Origin of the sequence: Mucilaginibacter sp. RCC_168 (assembly GCF_041355315.1) — a bacterium.
In the GTDB taxonomy this organism is placed as follows: domain Bacteria; phylum Bacteroidota; class Bacteroidia; order Sphingobacteriales; family Sphingobacteriaceae; genus Mucilaginibacter.
In genome coordinates this window covers 44,137-62,631 of sequence record NZ_JBFUPN010000013.1, presented here as the reverse complement: position 1 = coordinate 62,631, position 18,495 = coordinate 44,137, and the positions used below count along the sequence as shown (strand labels likewise).

Below are 18,495 nucleotides of genomic sequence, written 5' to 3'. Positions count from 1 at the left end.
GGTTTATTTTGCAATTGGTGGAAAAATAATTTTAGTTCCTGCGGTTAATTTTTTAAAATCGGTTAGGCCGTTGTATTGTGCTACCTGGTAGTAATATTTACTATCCCCATACTCCTTGTAGCACATTAAGGGGAGCGTATCACCCTTAATTACCGTTCGGATATGTGTTAGGTCAGGCGATTGGCGGTTTTCGATAGCTGCCAGTTTGGTTTCATCAATTACTCCCTGGAAAGTGCAATCAGCTTCTGCCCGCAAAGGTGTGCCGTCGGGGTTGAACAGTTTAAAAGTCAACGTCATGCGGGTCATCTGGCAATTGTAAAGTAATGGCCCCCATTGTAACTGAACATAGCGTGGTTGATGGGTTGTACCATCGTAATCGTAAACCACGCTTTTAAACTTTTCAAAATCCTGAACCACATCAGGTTTATCTGCCGGCAATCCCGGTACGGCTAAACCTGATAACAAGCCCCCACCTCCCCTTTTTATCACACCGGTACCATCAAACAAGAACTTGAAGGTGAGGGATTGCGCAGATCTTTTACTAAAAGAAGTAATACTTTCACTCGAGCCCTGGGCGCTTTTTTGATTCACCTCAGTTCCGTAAGTAAGCGCATATGATTCCGGATTGATCAGTACATCGTAATCCAATCCGTCGGCTTTTGTGCTAAAACTGATATCCGTATAGGCAACCAGCTTCATCTTTTTTAATTCACCCAGGCTCATTAGCGGTCAGTTTTTTCTTTTAAAATTTCCAATACCTGTTCAACACATTTGGCAATAATATCTTCACTACCTGTAGCAGCAACGGGTGCTGTTGACGATGTATTACCGCCCGCACTCCCACTCTCGGTTATGGTTGTGGTAATCTGCAATTCTCGTATTTCTACCGGCATTGGTTTATTATTAAGCTGTTTATTAAAACATGTTGATTATCCAACGGAAATACTCGCACTTGCACTGGCTCCACCAAACAGATCGGCCACGGCCCCTACTGCCGCACCAACTGCTGCTGATAGATTTAGTGTTTTATAGTACTCATAGCGAAGGGTCATTGATTCAATAACTATCGAATTTGTTTCCGCGTTAAATGACGAAAGACTGTATTTGATCGGTATAGCATTAGCTATGTACCATGACGATACCGGTAAATGATCTGCGTTTAAAAGCGATATCAACATATTAGTAGGCTGATAATTGAAATTCTCTATCGAATCAAGACACCAGGCTGTTACTCCTGATACCAGTGTCATCCCCCGTTTTAAAACGAGATCAGAATACGTATTACGCCCAGGTAACCGGTGAACAAAACGGTTCTCGCCACCCTCTTTGTAAGTATCCAGACCCACATCAACAGTTAAGCCGGTAACATCCTGAAAACGGAAATCATTTGGCACCTGCGGAAATATTTCAAATACTACCAGGAAATGGAAGCCGGTAAAAGGATAATCAAACATGGCTATTCGTTTTGCATGGTTAAGCCTTCATGTGCCAGTTCAAGTGTTTCGATAGCAACTTCATTACCATCGGCCTTTAAGTCGGTAGATGTAACTTTGGTTGGCCAGGCGTTTTTAACTTTCCATACCACTACAGGTGCTAATGTTTCGTCAAGCAGACTGATGGTGATGTCGCGGCGCTCAACTGTATTCATGTTGATAGAGTTGTGCCAGTTATAAAACTCATTGTCTGATTTAAACACACCACGTTTAAGGGTGATGTTACTGAACTTACGCTGTCCGGGCATCTTTATTTTGTGATACTCAGGGCTCGCGCCGTCGCGGTATTCAATTATATCGTTTGTTATATCAAGTCCGCTTACGTCAGTGAAGCCGATGCGTGTGCCGCCCCAGTCAACACTAAAATGGAATTTCGGAAGTGGGTAATTAGCCATAATATTTAAGTTTTAGATTGATTGATAATTAATTTTTAATAAACTCTACTGTTAAGCTTGCTGCTGGATTTGTGAGAAACGCAAGATGATAAACTCAGCTGGGCGTACTGGAGCCATGCCTATTTCAATGATCATTTTTCCATTAAGGATGTCATCAAAAGTCATGGTTTGACCCAGGCCTACTTTTACATAAAACGCTTGTTCGGGTTTTGGCCCGGCCAATGCGCCCAGACGCCACAGATTGGTGAGATAGTTTTCGATCATAGCGCGTACACGTACCCAGGTGTTTCCATCATTGGGTTCAAATACAAATTGCATGGCTGCTTTTTTAACTGATTCTTCAACCATGATATAAAACCGGCGTACAGATATATATCTGAAGTCGTTACTGTTGCCATCAAGTGTACGGGCTCCCCAAACCAGGATACCTTTGCCTGTAAAAGCACGCACCGCATTAACTGATTTGCCGGAATCGGTATCAATGTTCAGGTTTTCTTGTGTATTATCATCGATATTTACCAATGGTTCTACTATAGTATTGACACTTACATTGGCCGGAGCTTTCCAAACACCTCTTGTACCGTCAACCGATGCATAAATACCAGCCAAAGCGCCACTTGGTGGTACTACAATGCCCTGGTTTTTAATAGCTACTGTGATGTTGTTGTATACCGAGCTTGAATCATTCAGTTGAATTTCCAGATTTTGCAAACGCAGGTTCACTTCATTAATGAATGCCATCACAGAATTTACAACTGCTGAATACAGGTTATTAACCCTTGACCGGATGTATTTTACTGCAGCAGCGGCATCGACAGGTGCTGGTGTGCCATATATGGTTGGGTCTGCTACAACGGTTGCAGCATTTGGAAATAACGGTGTCGTTGAGAAATTAGCAGGGAGCGCTGCACCAACAGCTCCACCCGGAAAACTTTCATCCAAAAGAAGGAGTTCACGGATCAGCTGATCCATCGGTGAAATATCAGCTGCGGTTGCTCCTGCCCGGGTATAGGTGGTGTGAATATCCTTGGTTGTCCGGCCACCGTAAATGTGACTTGGGTCAGCATCAGTTAACGTACTGTTTAAAGCCACAAAACCTAATATGATATCCTTAATGTAAGATAGTCGCAGTATCATTTCCGGCTTGTCACTGGTTGCGGGTATTACGCCATAAGCATCTGTTATTGCCCCTGCGTATTGAGCCACATTGAAAGGGGCACCAAAAGCCGGTGTATTAACAAACGTGTTGATATGCATGTTCAGATCGGTTACGGCCCTATCAATTTGTGTAACAAAAACATTATTAGTTATAATATTTTTTGTAGGCACGTTGGTGCCGGCAGGTTTTTGCAGTTGAATATTTCGGTAAGAAAAAGAGTATGACAAACTTGAACGAAGCCACGGATAATAAGCAGCGCCGTAATTCAGGTTGGCCGAACCTATTCCATTTCTGAAAACGGTTATAACATCCGAATTATCGTAAGTCCTTTCCTTGTCGCCATTAAGTACATCCAGTATCGTAAACCTGTCCTGCAGATCGGCACATGTTTTTAATGATGTTGTGGCCAGGTTATTAAAGTCACTGGCGCCAAATAAAATGGCATCAGGAATAACTATCAGCGTTGGTTCATCCTCTTTACGTAAAACTTCAAACGCTCTGATCTTACCAGCGTCAATAAAGTCGGAGATGAGAACGGAACCATCATTTTTGTATTTGCCTACAGAAATGATGTAACAATTGACACCGCCATTACTGTAAAACATTCTTACAGCGTTATACAACTGGTATCTTGGCGATATATTCACCGTATCTACGCTATTGTCTGGCTTAAGTGCCACATTAGCGGTAAGATTCGGAAAATCGGCCCCAAAATACTGCACATACTGAACAAGTGAGGAAATACGTACGGCCTGGTTAACTACACTTTTTCCATTTCTTGTTGCATCCTGCGAATATCCAATGAATACCGGAACCGCGGTGGCCACCTGGGCAATTGATGGCGGAAAGGATGGAATTTCATTCACATAAACCCCTGGAGTTTTAATTGTGCTTTCGTTTATTTGTGACATATTTATCGGTTTTTATTAAAAGTTTAAAAAGATCTCTGAACATGGATAAGTATCGGTACCCTTTGTAATTGTGACGAGCCTCTGAGGATCTGCACAAGCAATTGGAGAATAGTCATGGTTATTTAATGTTAGTTTTAAATTCAAAGCCTTGTTGCTTAATGGAATAGGTGTAAGTGAAGTAATGATACTTGCCGGATTGGCGAAGTGATATAAATTTGCTGTGTCATTAATATTTCCAGATTGCTTACTGGCAAGAATATATTTCCAGATAGTTGCACGGCTTAAGAAGTAAATACTATAATGCGGCGCAGGATTAAGAAGAGCCCCGTTCCCATCAAGCAAATTACAGGATGCTGGTGATGCGTCATTGAAAATGTCAATTACTGCAAAGGTTTTACCATCATTAAGTTCATCGTTAATATAGATCCATTGCTGGGTTCCGTTAATTGTCAATGAATATTTACCTGGTTGTAAAAAACCCAAGTCAAGTGTAAACGAAGAGGCTGGGTTTGCAAAAGCTATTGTTTTTGAAAATACGGATTGGGTGTAAGTAGTTGTAATACTATTATAACTCAATACAGATATGTTGACCGATGGTTGTGGAGAACCCAGCTGATATACCGATATAGATGGCATCCATTGGAGAGCATCTGTTTCAGACAAGTACTGATTTTTATCCACCGCCATCCAATGGTTGGCATTTGTGAGATTGAAGCTGTTTCCGGGTTTACTACTGCCAATAGCCCGGTATATTGTACCTGTATCATTTGAAGCCAGATCACCCGGAGCATAAGTATTGGCTGCGTTATATGCCGCTATTTTGCCCGACAGAAAAGTTTTCCCGTTGCTGATGTTATTATTTCTATTAGTGAAATAGTAAATTTTACCAGGTGCGGCTGATGATAAATTGGTATAGTTGAAAAATACAGGGTTATTAAGCTGCATAAAAAAAGTGAATTGTGCACCTGTTTCAATTGCCGTAAATGGTTTGGGGGGGCTTACTTTGCCAGTACTATTTACCCCGGTAATTAATTGGTTAAAATACTGTCTTGCAATTATTTGATGACCACCTAAAGTTCTTGCCGTTTGGTTTGAGGGGGAAATGCTAAAGTCTGGACATAGTTGGTCTTTATAGTAACTATGCAATAGTTCAATCGTGAACAGACTTCCAAAATTGATATCTATCATAACGTTTGCAGCGTTTTATCGTTAATAATAATTTCATGCAATAACGGGGCACTTCCCTGAGTAAATTCTTCGCTTATACTGATCATGCGCATTTTGTACATGACAGATGGCAGGTACTTTGAACCCAGAATACCCCATAAATTGTTCATATCCTGGAACGACAGTGTATTGAGATCAAGGATCAGTTTTTCGACCCCTGCAGGTAAATCGGGTGAACTAAGTGGTGTAAATACATTTTGATACTGGAAAAACTGGATGATAAAAGAAAGCCGCTTTAACGATTCGGTATAAGATGACAGGTTAACAGCAAAAAGCACATAGAGGTTGAGGTATATTTTAGGGTTTTTATAGATAGTTTCACTCCCCTGCCTAACATAGTTTTCAGGTGATTTACTAATCCTATCCTCTTCAATATTTACTAAGGTTATGAATGCATTTGCGGGACTGTTCGTTCCGTTAGAACCAGAGGCCTCACTATCATTCCAGGCAATATTGGCTACCTGTATAAAGGAGTTACTGTTGGATGGATCCAACTTTAACCGCAGGTACTGGTCCAATCGCGTGTTCAAGAATGTTAAAACCTGATCTATCATTGTGTTATAAAGTTTATACCGGTTGAAAATTCTGCTTTATAAAAGGGATATATAAAACAGTGGCTAATAATTTCAGGGAGAATTATTATGATGTAAAACTAAGGGCTTAATTATTAATTAATACGCGTACTTTTACGAAAAATACTTTAAATGCTCGCGTATTTTTACGCGACTTTATTGTGTTGTTTTTGTGGAGTATTTGTTTCTGAAGATGAGATAGTTAACTAATGTTGATAACCCCAGATTTATATGAATCAGTTCGTATTATTAGGGTATCGAATTAGATATAGATTCCCCTTTTTCGGAAAAGAAAAGGTTACCTGATATTTTAAACAATACGCAAAAATATTCCATTTATGGAATTCAAAATTGCTTATAACAAAAAAGGAGAACCTTAAGGTCCTCCTTTTTTGTTATAAAGAGATGTACACTACTAATATCCCGGATTTTGATACATTTTCACCGGATCTAATTTTGTTTCATTAAATGGTATAGGATAATACCTGTCTTTAGTTGTAAAGTTTGATAAAAGAGCAGAACCGAAGTCTGCCTGTTTTTTACTGTGAAAATATGCAACTAATTCATCGGTAGTGAAGGTACGTAATAGATCAAATAAACGGTGATGTTCAAAAGCAAGCTCAACACGCCTTTCATGTAATATAGCCAATTTAAGTGTTGAATATTTTGAACTGTAAGTTGGATCCTGAGAAGAAACCTCATAGGTTGGCATACCGGCCCTGGCGCGTACCATATCAAGGTATTGGATTGCTACAGCATTATTATCCAGGTACATATTCACTTCGGCGAGCATCAGGATCACATCTGCATAACGCATTAGGATCCAATCATTTCCGCCATAGCCGGTTTTAGCTATCGCTGGAGTTACATCCCTGAATTTAGTCACAAACCAGTCCTTAACCGTAGGGTCACTTGCGTATTTAATTGAGAAAGCTCCTCTCAGATCATTGCTTTCGTAATCATTTACCAGGTCATGAGTTACATTGTTTCCCACTCCGCTTGATGATTTAAGAGAGTTAATAGTTTCGCCTTTAGCCTGATTGTTAGCAGCTATACTTGAACTATAAACAGGATCACCTTGTATGTTTACAATCTGCCAGATCAATTCAGGGCAGGTGGATTTTTTAGTTACATCAAATACATCAGTATACGGAATGTCCTTTAAATTAGCAAAGGTTTTGGCGTTATATGCTGCTGTAAGGTTAGTTAAGGCATTATTTAAATTAGCCGTTTTATTGGCAGGGTCCTGAGTAGTAGCCATTGTTAAATATACCTGACCCAATAAGGTATTTACTGCTGCCAATGATATCCGGCCAATAGTACCTGTGGCCTGTGTATTTGGCAAAGGGCTGCTCAAGGCATCTTTTAAGTCGGTTAATATTTGCGTGTATACCGCGGCCTGAGGCGTACGGAAAGTATTAGCAGCAACTTCTTCCTTGGTAATTAGTTGTTTAGTAACCAATGGAATATCGCCCCATTTCCGCACAAGGTTAAAATAAACATAAGCACGTATAAATTCAGCCTCGGCTTTGTACCGCTGTTTGGTTTCGGGCTTCGCAAAGGTTACTTTATCCATATTGGATAAGAGTATGTTGCAATTTGAAATAATATTATACATGGCCAACCAATGCGTGTACAAGTAACTATTAGTAGGTGTTAATGAGAAATTATTGAACCCGAAAGGCTCGCCGGCATTTGATTGGTTATCGTTGGTACCAGTGTCATCAGAACGTTGATCTGTCCAAAGGTCACTGCCCTCACCTACCGTGTTACCGCTTCTTAACAGTGCATAGCATCCGTTAACAGCCAATAATACGTCATTTTCTGTTTTGAAGGAGTTAGCTATAGTATTGGCATCAGGATTGGTTTGCTGCAAAAAATCTTTCTTGCATGAGCCAAGGGCTAATACAGCCACAAGGCATAATAACTTGAAATTTATATTCTTCATTTGCTTAAGAATTATTGTAATTAAAAAGTGGCTTTAACACCCAGGTTATACGAACGCACCAAAGGATAAACACCATAATCAATACCCGGCGAAAGGTTTGCACCTTGTGAACCACTAAAAGTGTAATTATAGTTAACCTCAGGATTATATCCTTTGTATTTGGTAATGGTAAAACCGTTATTAACAGCACCATATATTTTAAGTCCGCTTAATCCCAAATTACGTGTTATGTAATCGGATTTAATGGTATAACCGATTGTTGTATTGGTGTTTCTCAGAAAAGAGCCACTCTGTAAATAAAAAGTTGATAACCTGGTACTATTACTTTGGGTGCTGCCGCGAGATGCTCTGTAAACAGTACCATCGCCTGGATCTGCGGCATTACGGTAGCGATTTGCAACGTCTTCATACTGGTTACCTGAACCTTCCATATTGTACAGGTAATAATCCTGCCCATCAAGTACCTGGTTGCCGTATGAGCCGGCAAATGCCGAACTAAAAAAGAAACCTTTGTATGTTGCATTGATCGCAAAACCATAAGTGAACTTTGGATATGGACTACCAATAATACCGGCATCCTTGCTATTCACTACACCATCGCCATTAACATCTTTAAAATAAAGATCGCCTGCTTGTAATGGCGTGGTTGAAAAGGTAGAGATTGGTGGCCCCTTAATTTTATAACCCGCCGGATAAGATTGCGTTGCCGGATTATAGTTGGCTTTATCAGCGGCAATATTAGCAAGATCTGCCTGCGTAACCATACCACCCACTTTATAACCATAAAACATACCTATAGGCTGTCCGGATTGTGTAATGCTGGTCAGATAAGAACGCTCGGCGCCTGCGCTGATGATCGTATTGTTAGCGCTTAAGCCTGATACCTTATTGCGATTGATGGAAATATTGCCACTTAAGTTTAAGGTGAAATCTTTATGAGCTATCACTTTTCCATCTATCTGGAAATCAAATCCTTTGTTACCTACTCTTGCTCCGTCTATATTAGTAAGGATAGTTGGACTGCCCGAGATTGCAGATATTGGCGCTTTAAATAACAAGTTGTAGGAATGACTTAAATAATAATTGGCAATCAGAAAAAGTCGCCCCTTAAGTAAACCAAGGTCGGCGCCAAAATTATACTGCGAAGTTGTTTCCCAACCCAAATTTGGGTCTTTGATATTATCGGCAACAAGTGAAGGAGATAAGGCACCTGTACCAAATACTACGTTTGATGGTGAATTATATACACGTTGCAGGTTATAATTACCTACGTTGTTGTTACCACTTAAACCCCAGCTTGCCCGCAATTTAACGGTAGACTGTTCACCGAGCCAACCATGGTAGAATGATTCATCCGATAGATTCCAGCCTGCAGATACGGAAGGGAAAGATGCATAACGGTTACTCACACCAAAGCGTGAAGATCCATCTGTACGGAATGAAGCAGACAAGAAATACTTGCTATCATAGTTGTAATTTACCCTTGCAAGATATGATAACAGCGTGTAGGTATCATCGCCGGTTGGTTGTACACCTTCAATTGCAGTACTATTAGGTGTTATCAGTGTTATTTGGTTTGGTGCTGCACCGGTTATATTGGGTATATTATCATTCTGGAAACCTGTACCTTGTACTGTAAGTACATTATTTACTGTCTTTTGAGCAGTATAGCCTACCAATCCATCAAAGTGATTTTTACCTAATTGTTTGGTATAATTTAGGGTAAACTCGCCTAATTGATCCCGGTAATCAATGGTTTGCCTTACCGCTTTTGCCGCCTGAATTGATTGAGACGAGTAAGGTGGATTAGCGCCGTTACTGATATTGGTTGGGAGATAATAATTGTAGTTTTCGGCATAGGTTTGCATGCCTAAGTTGGCGTTGAATGTCAAACCATCTAAAATGGTATAGTTGGCATGCGCGTTATAGGTTGCACGGTCTCCAACACGGCTTATTTTAATCAGCGTAGCTGTAGCAATTGGATTTTCAATGGACTGATAAGCATAAGCTGTTGATTGTGCTGCAGCTACGTTTGTCGCTATGCTACCATCGGCATTGTAAGCTGGGAAAAAAGGCATATAGATCAGTGCACCAAAGGCCGGACTATGATCCCATCTGCCATCTTGTGTTTCCTGGTTGGTGTTTTGGGTAAAGGATATATTAGCGCCAACCTGAAGCCTTTTACCTATTTGCCCATCCACATTGGCGCGCAGGTTTATTTTTTTTTGCCCTGTACCCAACATAATACCCGGCTGATCCTGGTACCCTGTGCTGAAATAGTAACGGGTGCCATTGGAGCTACCAGTGAACGACAGGTTGTGGGTTTGTGTTACAGCATTACGATATAATTCATCCTGCCAGTCGGTATTAACCGTTTGATGGATAAGTGACTGGGTCTGGAAATTATAAAGATATGGTGGAACACTTACAGAACCAGCGTTACCTACATTGGCTATACGTGTGGCGTTGTCGTCTGAATACATAGCATCATTCCATGTATGGCCGGTAGTTATCCATAAATCATGATAAGAGTTATTACGACCATCAATTACTAATTGGGCAAACTGATCGGAATTTAACAGGTTAACTTTTTTAGCCATTTGACTAATTCCAACCTGAGAGTCATACTCAAACTTACCTTTACTATCGGTTTTTGAACCATGCTTGGTAGTGATCAATACTACACCACCCGCCGCTCTCGAACCATAAATGGCCGCAGATGCCGCATCTTTCAATATACTTACAGATTCAATATCATAAGGGTTAATGAACAGGTCATTACCAGCCGCATAGCCATCAATTACATATAGCGGATCAGAACTGGCATTGATCGAGCCCACGCCACGTACTGCAATTTTGGTGGTTCCGTAAGGGGCACCTGTAATTTGCGATACCTGTACGCCGGCTACTTTACCAACCAAGGCTTGTCCTATGGTCGGAGCGGTTAAATTCAGTTCCTCAGATCTAACGTTAGCAACCGCGCCTGTAAAATCGCTTTTGCGCACGGTTTGATAACCTACAGCAACAACCTCGTTCAAGATATTGGCAGATGGTTGTAACTTAACATTTATTTCGGTTTTACTACCAATAACCATTTCTTGGTTGGTGTAACCAACAAAGGTAAAGATCAGCGTCTCGCCTGGTTCTGCGGTAATGGTAAATCTACCATTGATGTCGGTAGACGTTCCTTTATGTGATTTTTTTTCATAAACGCTTACCCCAGGCAAGGGTAAGCCATTTTCGTCAACTACAGTACCTGATATTTTTACAGGTGTTTCAATGATCCTGTTACGCAATATTCTTGCTTTGCTGTAGTTTGCATGTACGGGTTGTAAAAATGCAAACACTATCATTATAATAGCGTTTATCTTTATAAGATTTCTTTTTAAAAGATCGCATGTAATCTTTTTATACATATATTTAAATATTGATTGTTAATGGTAACTCCTGAAAGCATTGGAATCGCTTTTCCAGTTATTTGACAATTAATTCCAGACCGGTAGAATATGAGGGTATTCTCTGGTTCATCTTAGCCGGTTTCATTTTTTATAGAACATTTTTACATAGGCAATTTTTTAAATATTATTAATAAATCGATTTACTAAGTAATAATATTTATTATTTCATAACGAAATAATAATAAAATTGAAAATATGATAAAGGAAAGCCAAATTTAACGCTATAACCTTAAGTCAATGATGCCCTTAGGTTAAGTTTATATTAACTATACAAAGTTTACTACCATCCGAAAATCAAGATAGATAGATAAAAGAAACTACCAGGATGTATTGGTGAAGGTTACATTGTTTTTTCGTGAAGAGGATACTGCTATGCCTTTACCGGCATCTCCTAAGAATGAAAAACCTTCCAATTCATCTTGTTTTCCATCAATATTTATTTCCCTAATCACTTGTTGTGTACCGCTTTCAATTGATTTTTTAAGATCTATACAAGTAAAGCGCCACATCCTGCCCTCTTTTTGATTTTGAATAAGGACAAGTATATTTTTTGAGGCTATCCAATGCAAATTTTGAACCCATGCAGTGCAGGTGAATTTTTTGTACAATACACCCTTTTCGCTTGTTTTAGAAGCTAATTTGAGGGCTTTCGGATCATACAACCTAACTTCGTTACCATTATTACCATAATCAGCCGTAGCTACATACCACTTATTGTTGTACTTTACATATTCGGGTCTTGTACCTTGAATACAGGCATCATCATCAATTGTATTGGTTAGATTGCCATCAAGGGTACCGGTTTTCAGCAAGCCTTTCCAATCAATACAATAAATTACAGCTTTCCATTTTGTACCCTCCTTATTTAAGCGAATGGAATTACCCATAAAAGTTGGCCCGCTTCCATTATAGGCAATGCCTGTGGGATGATTGATCACATCCTGCCCGTTTGTAGTCAATTTATATTCTTTGTTAATATAGGTAAGGCTGTCCCCTACTAACTTAAATTCCCGTATCATCCCAACTTCACGGTCGCCATATAAAAATATCTTGCCGTGCTGATAAGAAATACCCTGGCAGGCACCTAATGAATCGATAGTCAGGGTACGGGTAACAACCATATCAACTGTTTTATTTAAGAATGCAACGAGCCCTAAGCATAGTATAGTCGATGAAGTAAAAAATAATTTCTTCATGATCATCTTTTTATGTGTTTGAAAAATAACCCGTCTGATAAATCGATCTGCTATGGATCAAGTGGTTCATCATTATCAATCCGCAGTGATTCAATAGTTGGATAAAATTCCTGTTCGGTATCTGACAGGCGTTTACCCAGCTTATACGGCACATAGCCCAGCTCCTTTTCACAGCGCGCAGCCATATTGGCTATAAAATAACTTTGTGATTTATCTGTTGAAGTGATACATGGCTTATTGAATGGCATTCCGTAACGGAATATGATACGCGCGCAATTACGCATATTAGTAGTAGTGTGCCGTGCATGCGGATCAACAAATATGGCATTTTCTGGTACATGCAGTTTTTCTACCATGTATTTTTTCATTTCATCAGCTTCAATGTATTTTGTTTTATAAGGATGCACTTTACCACCCGATGTCATGATAAAAGGGGCTAATCCTTCAAAGTATCTTAATGCGGCTACACGGCAGCGCAGCATCCCTTCGGCGCTTAAAGCTACTCCAGCAACGTCTGGGCCAGCTCCTGGTATTAGGATCATGGTGTATTTATATTTGGCCCAATTGATAGTTTTTATCCGGTTGTAAGCGTTTTTATTGATCCCCAGGGTCATTGGCTCGTCATTGGCGGCATCGTCTCTTTCGTTTATTTCGAGGCAATGCAGTGCGTAATTCATGGAGGGGACAAAGAATAGTTTTTCCTTTTTGCTCTCATCCCATATGGTCGCTGAGGCATCATACCCCAGGTTCAGATATCCTCGAGCTTTTACGTTGAAGCTGATGGAATCAATAGCAGGATAGTTTGGTTTGCGGCCTTCGGCATAAACTTCAATGGCATAGTTAATTGCTTTAGCATCCTGTTCCCATGTGCTAATCAATATTTCAACGGGCGACAAGCTGTTAAATTGCTGATAAGTGCCCGAAGGTATTAAATGCTGTTTTACCAAATTGCCTAAAGCATTATCTGTTTTATACAAAATTGTAAGCCTGTCGCTAACCGCTTTGATCTCATCCGAGCTAAATTTTAGGCTTTGAGTTAAACACAATGGATCTTTGCAAGTAGTAAGCGACGATTTAATATTATCTAACCTGGATTGCGTCAGTTTGGCCAATTCAGGATCGTTCGCCAATAGTTGTTTTACTGCTACATTATTTTGAAATAAAGTAAGCAGGTAGTAGTTTTTGGTCTGTATAAAATTATCGCCTATTAGTTTATAGCTCTGATTTGCCGATTGCCCGTAAGCGTAAAAAACGGTAAAACCTAATAATAGGAATAAGTATTTCTTAAAATTCATAAAAAGAAATGTTGATGCTTAATAAATAGTGGCTAATGTCAATTGGTTAAATCAATCATCATCGTCTTTCTTTTTCTGCTCTAATAATACAAAAGCACTTCTTTTAGGTGCCGGCATTGTGGAATGTTCGCCTTTTACTGATTTCCAAACTACCTCGTTCAGATCAAGATCTGGTACCGCATCTTCTTTAGCAAAGTTGAAGGATTCAGAACGTCTGCTGCTTTCGTTGTTGGCAATATTCCGTCTTTCCAGATCAACCTCTGCCGGTTTTAATTGATAAGGGGTTACATCAGCCTTACTGGTAAAACATTCATATAAAGGCATTGCTCCGGCATCATATTGGCTCATTGGCGGCAAGCCCAATATAAGTTCCATGGTTCTCAAAAAGCCCGAAGTTGAATACATGGTATGTACAACAGCGTTACGTTTTACATAAGGGCCTACTACGAATGCAGGTGACCTGTGGGCGTCGATATGATCTGGACCGTTTTGAGCGTCATCTTCCAGTATAAATACAACAGATTCTTTCCAGATTGGACTTTTAGACAGATGTTCAATAAAACGGCCTATAGCCAGGTCATTATCCGCAACCGCAGCAACCGGTGATATCTTACCTTTTTTTTGTCCGCTGGTATGGTCATTTGAAATACGAATGGTATTAAACTGAGGTACCGCGTTAATAGTAAGCAGTGAATCAAAATCGTGTTGCCAGGCATCAACCCTAACCTGGTCTTTTATATCCAGATTAAAGCCAGGTGATTGCGCACAAATATGCCCTTGCAGTGTTTTAATATTTGCCTTGCCATCATCACTAAATTCACCGTAACTACGATAAGTAATACCGGCCCGTTTACAATAATCCCATATAAAGCCGTCGCGTGGATAAGTAGCCGGCCGGCCACCTTCAAAGCTGGTGCTGCCGCCACGACTGCCGTAGCTGGTTGGCCAGGTTTTTTCAATTACATCAGTAGCGTATGCTGCCATGCTCCAGTTATGCCCATCAGCACTTACTTCAGCATCAACATAAAAATTGTCAAGCAATACAAACTCACTGGCTAAAGCATGATGGTTAGGCGTTACATGTTTCCCAAATAAGGTTAAAGAGGTATCCCCATTGCCGCCTGGCATATCTCCTAAAACCTGGTCATAAGTGCGGTTTTCCTTAATGATATAAAAGATATGTTTAATGGGTGATTTTTCGCCCAGTTTACGTGGGATGGGATTTCCGGCCTCACCATCTGCAGTTATGGTTCTTTTGTTTGTAAATGGTGTGTTGGCATAAACCTGGTGAGTGTATTGTTTCAACTGCTCTGGTTTCGGCGCATCAATAAAAGATAGCGAGCCTTTAAATAAACCCGCGATATATTGTAACCGGTTGTTAGCCGTACTTCCTGTTTGGTATCCACTATTATCTGCTTTTGAAATGGGTTGAGGGCCTTGTGGATTGGCCATAGAACTTAGCCCCTTTCCGTTAGTTACCAATATTTTATTGCCCAATGTTTTTACATTGGTAGGATACCAGCCCACGGGGATAAAACCCTGGCTTTTACTATAACCTGGCTTTGATACATCAAAAACAGCCAGGCAATTATTATCGGCATTAGCAATGTATAGTGTTTTTTCATTAACACTCAAGGCCAGTCCATTGGTGGTTGAACCTGTAAGTTTTGTTGGATATAATGTAGTGGCAACGGTTTCAATTACCTTATTACTAATGGTATTGATGATAGAAACCGTATTATCATTAGCGTTAGCTACAAACAGGTAGTTGCCTTTTTTATTCAAAAGCAATTCATTAGGATGGTCGCCGGTAGTTATTCTGTTTTCAATGGTTTGAGTTGTGGTATTCACCACAGTAACAGCCCGGCCACCCCAAAGTGAAACATATAGTTTTGTTTCATCAGGAGATAATGCACAGCTGTAAGCTATAGCCGGCAGCTGAACCTTATGAAGGATCTGTTTTGCCTGCGGATCAATGATATAAAGCGTGCTGTCTTCCTTAGTTACTGTGTATAATTTGGTGTTATTCTTATTTACGGCGATACCTGTAGGGCATATTTTACCTTTAGGCCATGGCGTACCCAGCTTTATGGTATCCGCCTGGTTTAATTTATTATCCTTTAGGTGAAAATCCAATATCCAGTTATCATTACCCCCTGACGCGTACAGATGTTTTTCGTCGCGGCTAAAGGCTAATCCGTACCATGATTTAGCCAACACCCGTTCGTCCAGCAATTTTTCGGTTTTAGGATCTATGAGCTGCAACGATTGTGTACTCTGGCCATTATTGGTTACTGCAAGCAATTTGCCGGATGTGCTTAGCTGCATATTTAAAGGCAGATCGCCCAATGTTAAAGACCGCCCGGCCGGACTTAATTTCCAGCCATTAGGAAGTAATACCTGCCCTGTGCCTTTAACTTTCCCAGGTATCTGTGCAATTACAGATGCGCCGATGAATACGCTTAATGCTGTAACAAAGCTTATTTTTTTAATTGAACTAAACATAGTAGTTTAAGTAAGTATTAATGCAAGTTAAATGATATTTGAGCCCTTATCGTGTATCCGTTTTGTGATAATGTTGACAAATCCCTCACCGCTTCAGATGGTATAACATTACTATGCGTAGCATAAATAATAGGGCCACCACAAACAGAGAAGCCAAATCTTGAACCCGAAGGAACGTAGTTAATGGAAGGTCCGACTAATAACTTGGCCCCTCCTTCTGCCTCATCTGCTTCCCAAAAACCTTCCAGATCCTCACCTACAGCTTCTACACCACCAAAAAAGTTGCCTGTAATACGGTGATGGAAACCGAAACTGGTTACCAGATCAATTCCGTCCCGTGATTTATCAAAAGCTTTTTCAAAGCGGAAGTTCCCCGCAAATCGCCATGATGCAGCATCAAACGAAGCAGTAACCCGGCTGAATATTGACTTAACATTTGTCCAGTCGCGACTACCACCTAAGCTAAGCCCTATGCGTGGGCCAAATGGCTGTTTGCCGCCAATAAAATCATGCATTAATTCTGCTTGTTGCGCGCTGGTTGTGCCGCCATCGCGTGCAAACCCAACAGCGGCATTGGCATATAATGTAAACCTGTTACCCAGGTAGCCTTTAACAGCTAATTGTTGATCAACGCCGTCATAACCAAATGGTGTTAGGGTACGTTCACCATAACTTCCGGAATAATTTAAACTCCAATATGGAGAGTTGCCGGTTAACGTATTAACAGAAAACAGGAATGGTTGCGGAGCTGCAGTTATGAAATTCCCGGTAGGGTTTATAGAATGATCATTTTGTGCCCTGCCAGCAAGGCTTAATGTCAATAAAAGCAGAATAAGATAAAGTTCTCTTTTCATGATGTGAAATAACCCCCTTTATATTAACCCATAATTAAGTCAAAGTAAACATAATGTTTAGCAGGCTTTTGACTATGACTTTGTTACAAATACTACCATGGAGAAAGTAATATGTTTTATTCCATGGCTTTTTTTAAATGTAATTAAAAATCCAATTGTTACTCCTACCGCCCAATATTGAATACTTTATAAACCCTTATTTAATGTCATGAATACTTGTTTTATGGTTGTCATGTAAACCCAATTTAACAAAATTATGATATCTTTTGCTACTGACAAACAGCTGTCATTCCTGAACATTAATTTTAACTTTATAGATCAAAGAATCATTATGAAGGGTAATTATCTGGCTGCTCAACGGGTTTATAATCAACATATTTATAACCCTCAATTTAGTAATCCCGAAGATGTTGTTAAACACATGGTAGCTATGCAGGCGCAAGATTACGCCGGAGCTAAATGGGCTGTAGCTTTGCGGATGCCTAACACCAGCGAAGAGGTAATAGAACAAGCTATAACAGATGGCAAAATATTGCGTACCCATTTGCTGCGGCCCACCTGGCATTTTGTTTCGCCACAGGATATCCGGTGGATACTGGCTCTCACTGCACCACGTATTAACGCTATTAATGCAGCTATGAGCAAAAAATTTGAACTCACCAACCACATTTTTGCCAAAAGTAATGCAGTGTTAGAGAAAGCTATGGCCGGAAATAAGCAACTTACGCGGCCAGAGTTGGTGAATGTGTTTGAGCAAGCAGGGATTGCTACCGACGAACTCAGGTTTACGATATTATTAATGAGAGCCGAGTTAGACCAGGTAATATGCAACGGCGGAAGAGTTGGCAAACAATTTACCTATGCCTTGCTTGATGACCGGGCACCGCTAACACCAACCTTAACCCGGGAAGAGGCACTAAACAAACTGGCCCTCGGTTATTTCAACAGCCGGGGACCTGCTACCCTGCACGATTTTGCAAACTGGTGTGGTTTAACAGTGACCGATGCGGGTATAGGGCTTGAGCATGTTAAGTCGCAATTGATTAGTGAAGTGATTGATGGCCGCACGTATTGGATGCCGAATAATACGAAGGAAATGCCATCGCCAAAAACAAAAGCCTATTTATTGCCGGCATTTGATGAGTTTGCCATCGCCTATAAAGATCGTGACGCTTTGGTAAATCCAAAATATCTTAAACAGACACGACACGTAATTTTTGATCCGGCGATAGTGGTTGACAATCAGGTGGTGGGTACCTGGAAACGAACGCTCAAAGCTAAATCTGTTGATGTGCATTTAAATCTGTTTGGCCCATTAAATAAAGCACAGGAAAAAGCTGTGGAAAAAGCCGTATCCAGTTACAGGAAGTTTCTTTTCACCTAAGTAAGGGCGCTACCGGGAAAATTGTCCATGTACTAACGAAATTCATCCATGTTACAGCGAAGCTCTTGTATGCAATTTTGTATTGTCAATAACGACAA

The 18,495-nt window shown here is 40.3% G+C and carries 14 protein-coding genes; 1 reads left to right on the top strand and 13 read right to left on the bottom strand.

Annotated elements, in window-relative coordinates; genetic code table 11:
* Window positions 1-3: 3 nt before the first annotated feature.
* From AB6735_RS13825 to AB6735_RS13765, 13 genes are all read right to left on the bottom strand, one after another.
* Window positions 4-723 (bottom strand): hypothetical protein, encoded by a 720-nt coding sequence (locus AB6735_RS13825; RefSeq protein WP_370996434.1) that lies wholly within the window; start codon window positions 721-723, stop codon window positions 4-6.
* Window positions 723-893 carry a DUF5908 family protein gene (locus tag AB6735_RS13820; RefSeq protein ID WP_370996433.1) on the bottom strand — a complete coding sequence of 57 codons (171 nt, stop codon included), beginning with the start codon at window positions 891-893 and terminating at the stop codon, window positions 723-725. The genes AB6735_RS13825 and AB6735_RS13820 overlap by 1 nt, the downstream gene beginning before the upstream one ends.
* Before the next feature lie 36 nt (window positions 894-929).
* Window positions 930-1,454 carry a phage tail protein gene (locus AB6735_RS13815; RefSeq protein ID WP_090470883.1) on the bottom strand — a complete coding sequence of 175 codons (525 nt, stop codon included), beginning with the start codon at window positions 1,452-1,454 and terminating at the stop codon, window positions 930-932.
* A gap of 2 nt (window positions 1,455-1,456) precedes the next feature.
* On the bottom strand, window positions 1,457-1,888 hold the full coding sequence (locus AB6735_RS13810) for a phage tail protein (RefSeq protein WP_076373029.1): 432 nt from the start codon (window positions 1,886-1,888) through the stop codon (window positions 1,457-1,459).
* Between the two features lie 51 nt (window positions 1,889-1,939).
* The gene (locus AB6735_RS13805; protein ID WP_370996432.1) at window positions 1,940-3,958 is read right to left on the bottom strand and encodes a phage tail sheath C-terminal domain-containing protein; all 2,019 of its coding nucleotides are present in this window, start codon (window positions 3,956-3,958) and stop codon (window positions 1,940-1,942) included.
* Between the two features lie 15 nt (window positions 3,959-3,973).
* Window positions 3,974-5,146 carry a hypothetical protein gene (locus AB6735_RS13800; protein WP_370996431.1) on the bottom strand — a complete coding sequence of 391 codons (1,173 nt, stop codon included), beginning with the start codon at window positions 5,144-5,146 and terminating at the stop codon, window positions 3,974-3,976.
* Window positions 5,143-5,739 carry a DUF4255 domain-containing protein gene (locus tag AB6735_RS13795; protein WP_370996430.1) on the bottom strand — a complete coding sequence of 199 codons (597 nt, stop codon included), beginning with the start codon at window positions 5,737-5,739 and terminating at the stop codon, window positions 5,143-5,145. Before AB6735_RS13795 ends, AB6735_RS13800 begins: the two co-directional genes overlap by 4 nt.
* A 433-nt stretch (window positions 5,740-6,172) precedes the next feature.
* Window positions 6,173-7,705: a RagB/SusD family nutrient uptake outer membrane protein gene (locus AB6735_RS13790; RefSeq protein ID WP_370996429.1), complete on the bottom strand. Its 1,533-nt coding sequence runs from the start codon at window positions 7,703-7,705 to the stop codon at window positions 6,173-6,175.
* Between the two features lie 20 nt (window positions 7,706-7,725).
* On the bottom strand, window positions 7,726-11,058 hold the full coding sequence (locus AB6735_RS13785; RefSeq protein WP_370996428.1) for a SusC/RagA family TonB-linked outer membrane protein: 3,333 nt from the start codon (window positions 11,056-11,058) through the stop codon (window positions 7,726-7,728).
* A gap of 422 nt (window positions 11,059-11,480) precedes the next feature.
* Window positions 11,481-12,359, bottom strand: coding sequence for a hypothetical protein (locus AB6735_RS13780; protein ID WP_370996427.1), 879 nt, complete (start codon window positions 12,357-12,359; stop codon window positions 11,481-11,483).
* A 50-nt stretch (window positions 12,360-12,409) separates the two neighbouring features.
* Window positions 12,410-13,654: a YdcF family protein gene (locus tag AB6735_RS13775; protein ID WP_370996426.1), complete on the bottom strand. Its 1,245-nt coding sequence runs from the start codon at window positions 13,652-13,654 to the stop codon at window positions 12,410-12,412.
* 51 nt (window positions 13,655-13,705) lie between these two features.
* Window positions 13,706-16,159 carry an alkaline phosphatase family protein gene (locus AB6735_RS13770; RefSeq protein WP_370996425.1) on the bottom strand — a complete coding sequence of 818 codons (2,454 nt, stop codon included), beginning with the start codon at window positions 16,157-16,159 and terminating at the stop codon, window positions 13,706-13,708.
* 17 nt (window positions 16,160-16,176) lie between these two features.
* Window positions 16,177-17,013: a hypothetical protein gene (locus AB6735_RS13765; protein WP_370996424.1), complete on the bottom strand. Its 837-nt coding sequence runs from the start codon at window positions 17,011-17,013 to the stop codon at window positions 16,177-16,179.
* A gap of 256 nt (window positions 17,014-17,269) precedes the next feature.
* Between AB6735_RS13765 and AB6735_RS13760 the strand changes: the two genes are divergently transcribed.
* On the top strand, window positions 17,270-18,397 hold the full coding sequence (locus AB6735_RS13760) for a winged helix DNA-binding domain-containing protein (RefSeq protein ID WP_370996423.1): 1,128 nt from the start codon (window positions 17,270-17,272) through the stop codon (window positions 18,395-18,397).
* The last annotated feature ends 98 nt before the right edge of the window (window positions 18,398-18,495 follow it).

Bases quoted from the DNA above. Each gene is read 5' to 3' on its own strand.
- AB6735_RS13815 (WP_090470883.1), bottom strand. From the start codon at position 1,454: ATGTTTGATTATCCTTTTACCGGCTTCCATTTCCTGGTAGTATTTGAA.
- AB6735_RS13765 (WP_370996424.1), bottom strand. From the start codon at position 17,013: ATGAAAAGAGAACTTTATCTTATTCTGCTTTTATTGACATTAAGCCTT.
- AB6735_RS13785 (WP_370996428.1), bottom strand. From the start codon at position 11,058: ATGATAGTGTTTGCATTTTTACAACCCGTACATGCAAACTACAGCAAA.
- AB6735_RS13810 (WP_076373029.1), bottom strand. From the start codon at position 1,888: ATGGCTAATTACCCACTTCCGAAATTCCATTTTAGTGTTGACTGGGGC.
- AB6735_RS13760 (WP_370996423.1), top strand. From the start codon at position 17,270: ATGATATCTTTTGCTACTGACAAACAGCTGTCATTCCTGAACATTAAT.
- AB6735_RS13780 (WP_370996427.1), bottom strand. From the start codon at position 12,359: ATGAAGAAATTATTTTTTACTTCATCGACTATACTATGCTTAGGGCTC.
- AB6735_RS13790 (WP_370996429.1), bottom strand. From the start codon at position 7,705: ATGAAGAATATAAATTTCAAGTTATTATGCCTTGTGGCTGTATTAGCC.
- AB6735_RS13805 (WP_370996432.1), bottom strand. From the start codon at position 3,958: ATGTCACAAATAAACGAAAGCACAATTAAAACTCCAGGGGTTTATGTG.
- AB6735_RS13800 (WP_370996431.1), bottom strand. From the start codon at position 5,146: ATGATAGATATCAATTTTGGAAGTCTGTTCACGATTGAACTATTGCAT.
- AB6735_RS13795 (WP_370996430.1), bottom strand. From the start codon at position 5,739: ATGATAGATCAGGTTTTAACATTCTTGAACACGCGATTGGACCAGTAC.
- AB6735_RS13770 (WP_370996425.1), bottom strand. From the start codon at position 16,159: ATGTTTAGTTCAATTAAAAAAATAAGCTTTGTTACAGCATTAAGCGTA.
- AB6735_RS13820 (WP_370996433.1), bottom strand. From the start codon at position 893: ATGCCGGTAGAAATACGAGAATTGCAGATTACCACAACCATAACCGAG.
- AB6735_RS13825 (WP_370996434.1), bottom strand. From the start codon at position 723: ATGAGCCTGGGTGAATTAAAAAAGATGAAGCTGGTTGCCTATACGGAT.
- AB6735_RS13775 (WP_370996426.1), bottom strand. From the start codon at position 13,654: ATGAATTTTAAGAAATACTTATTCCTATTATTAGGTTTTACCGTTTTT.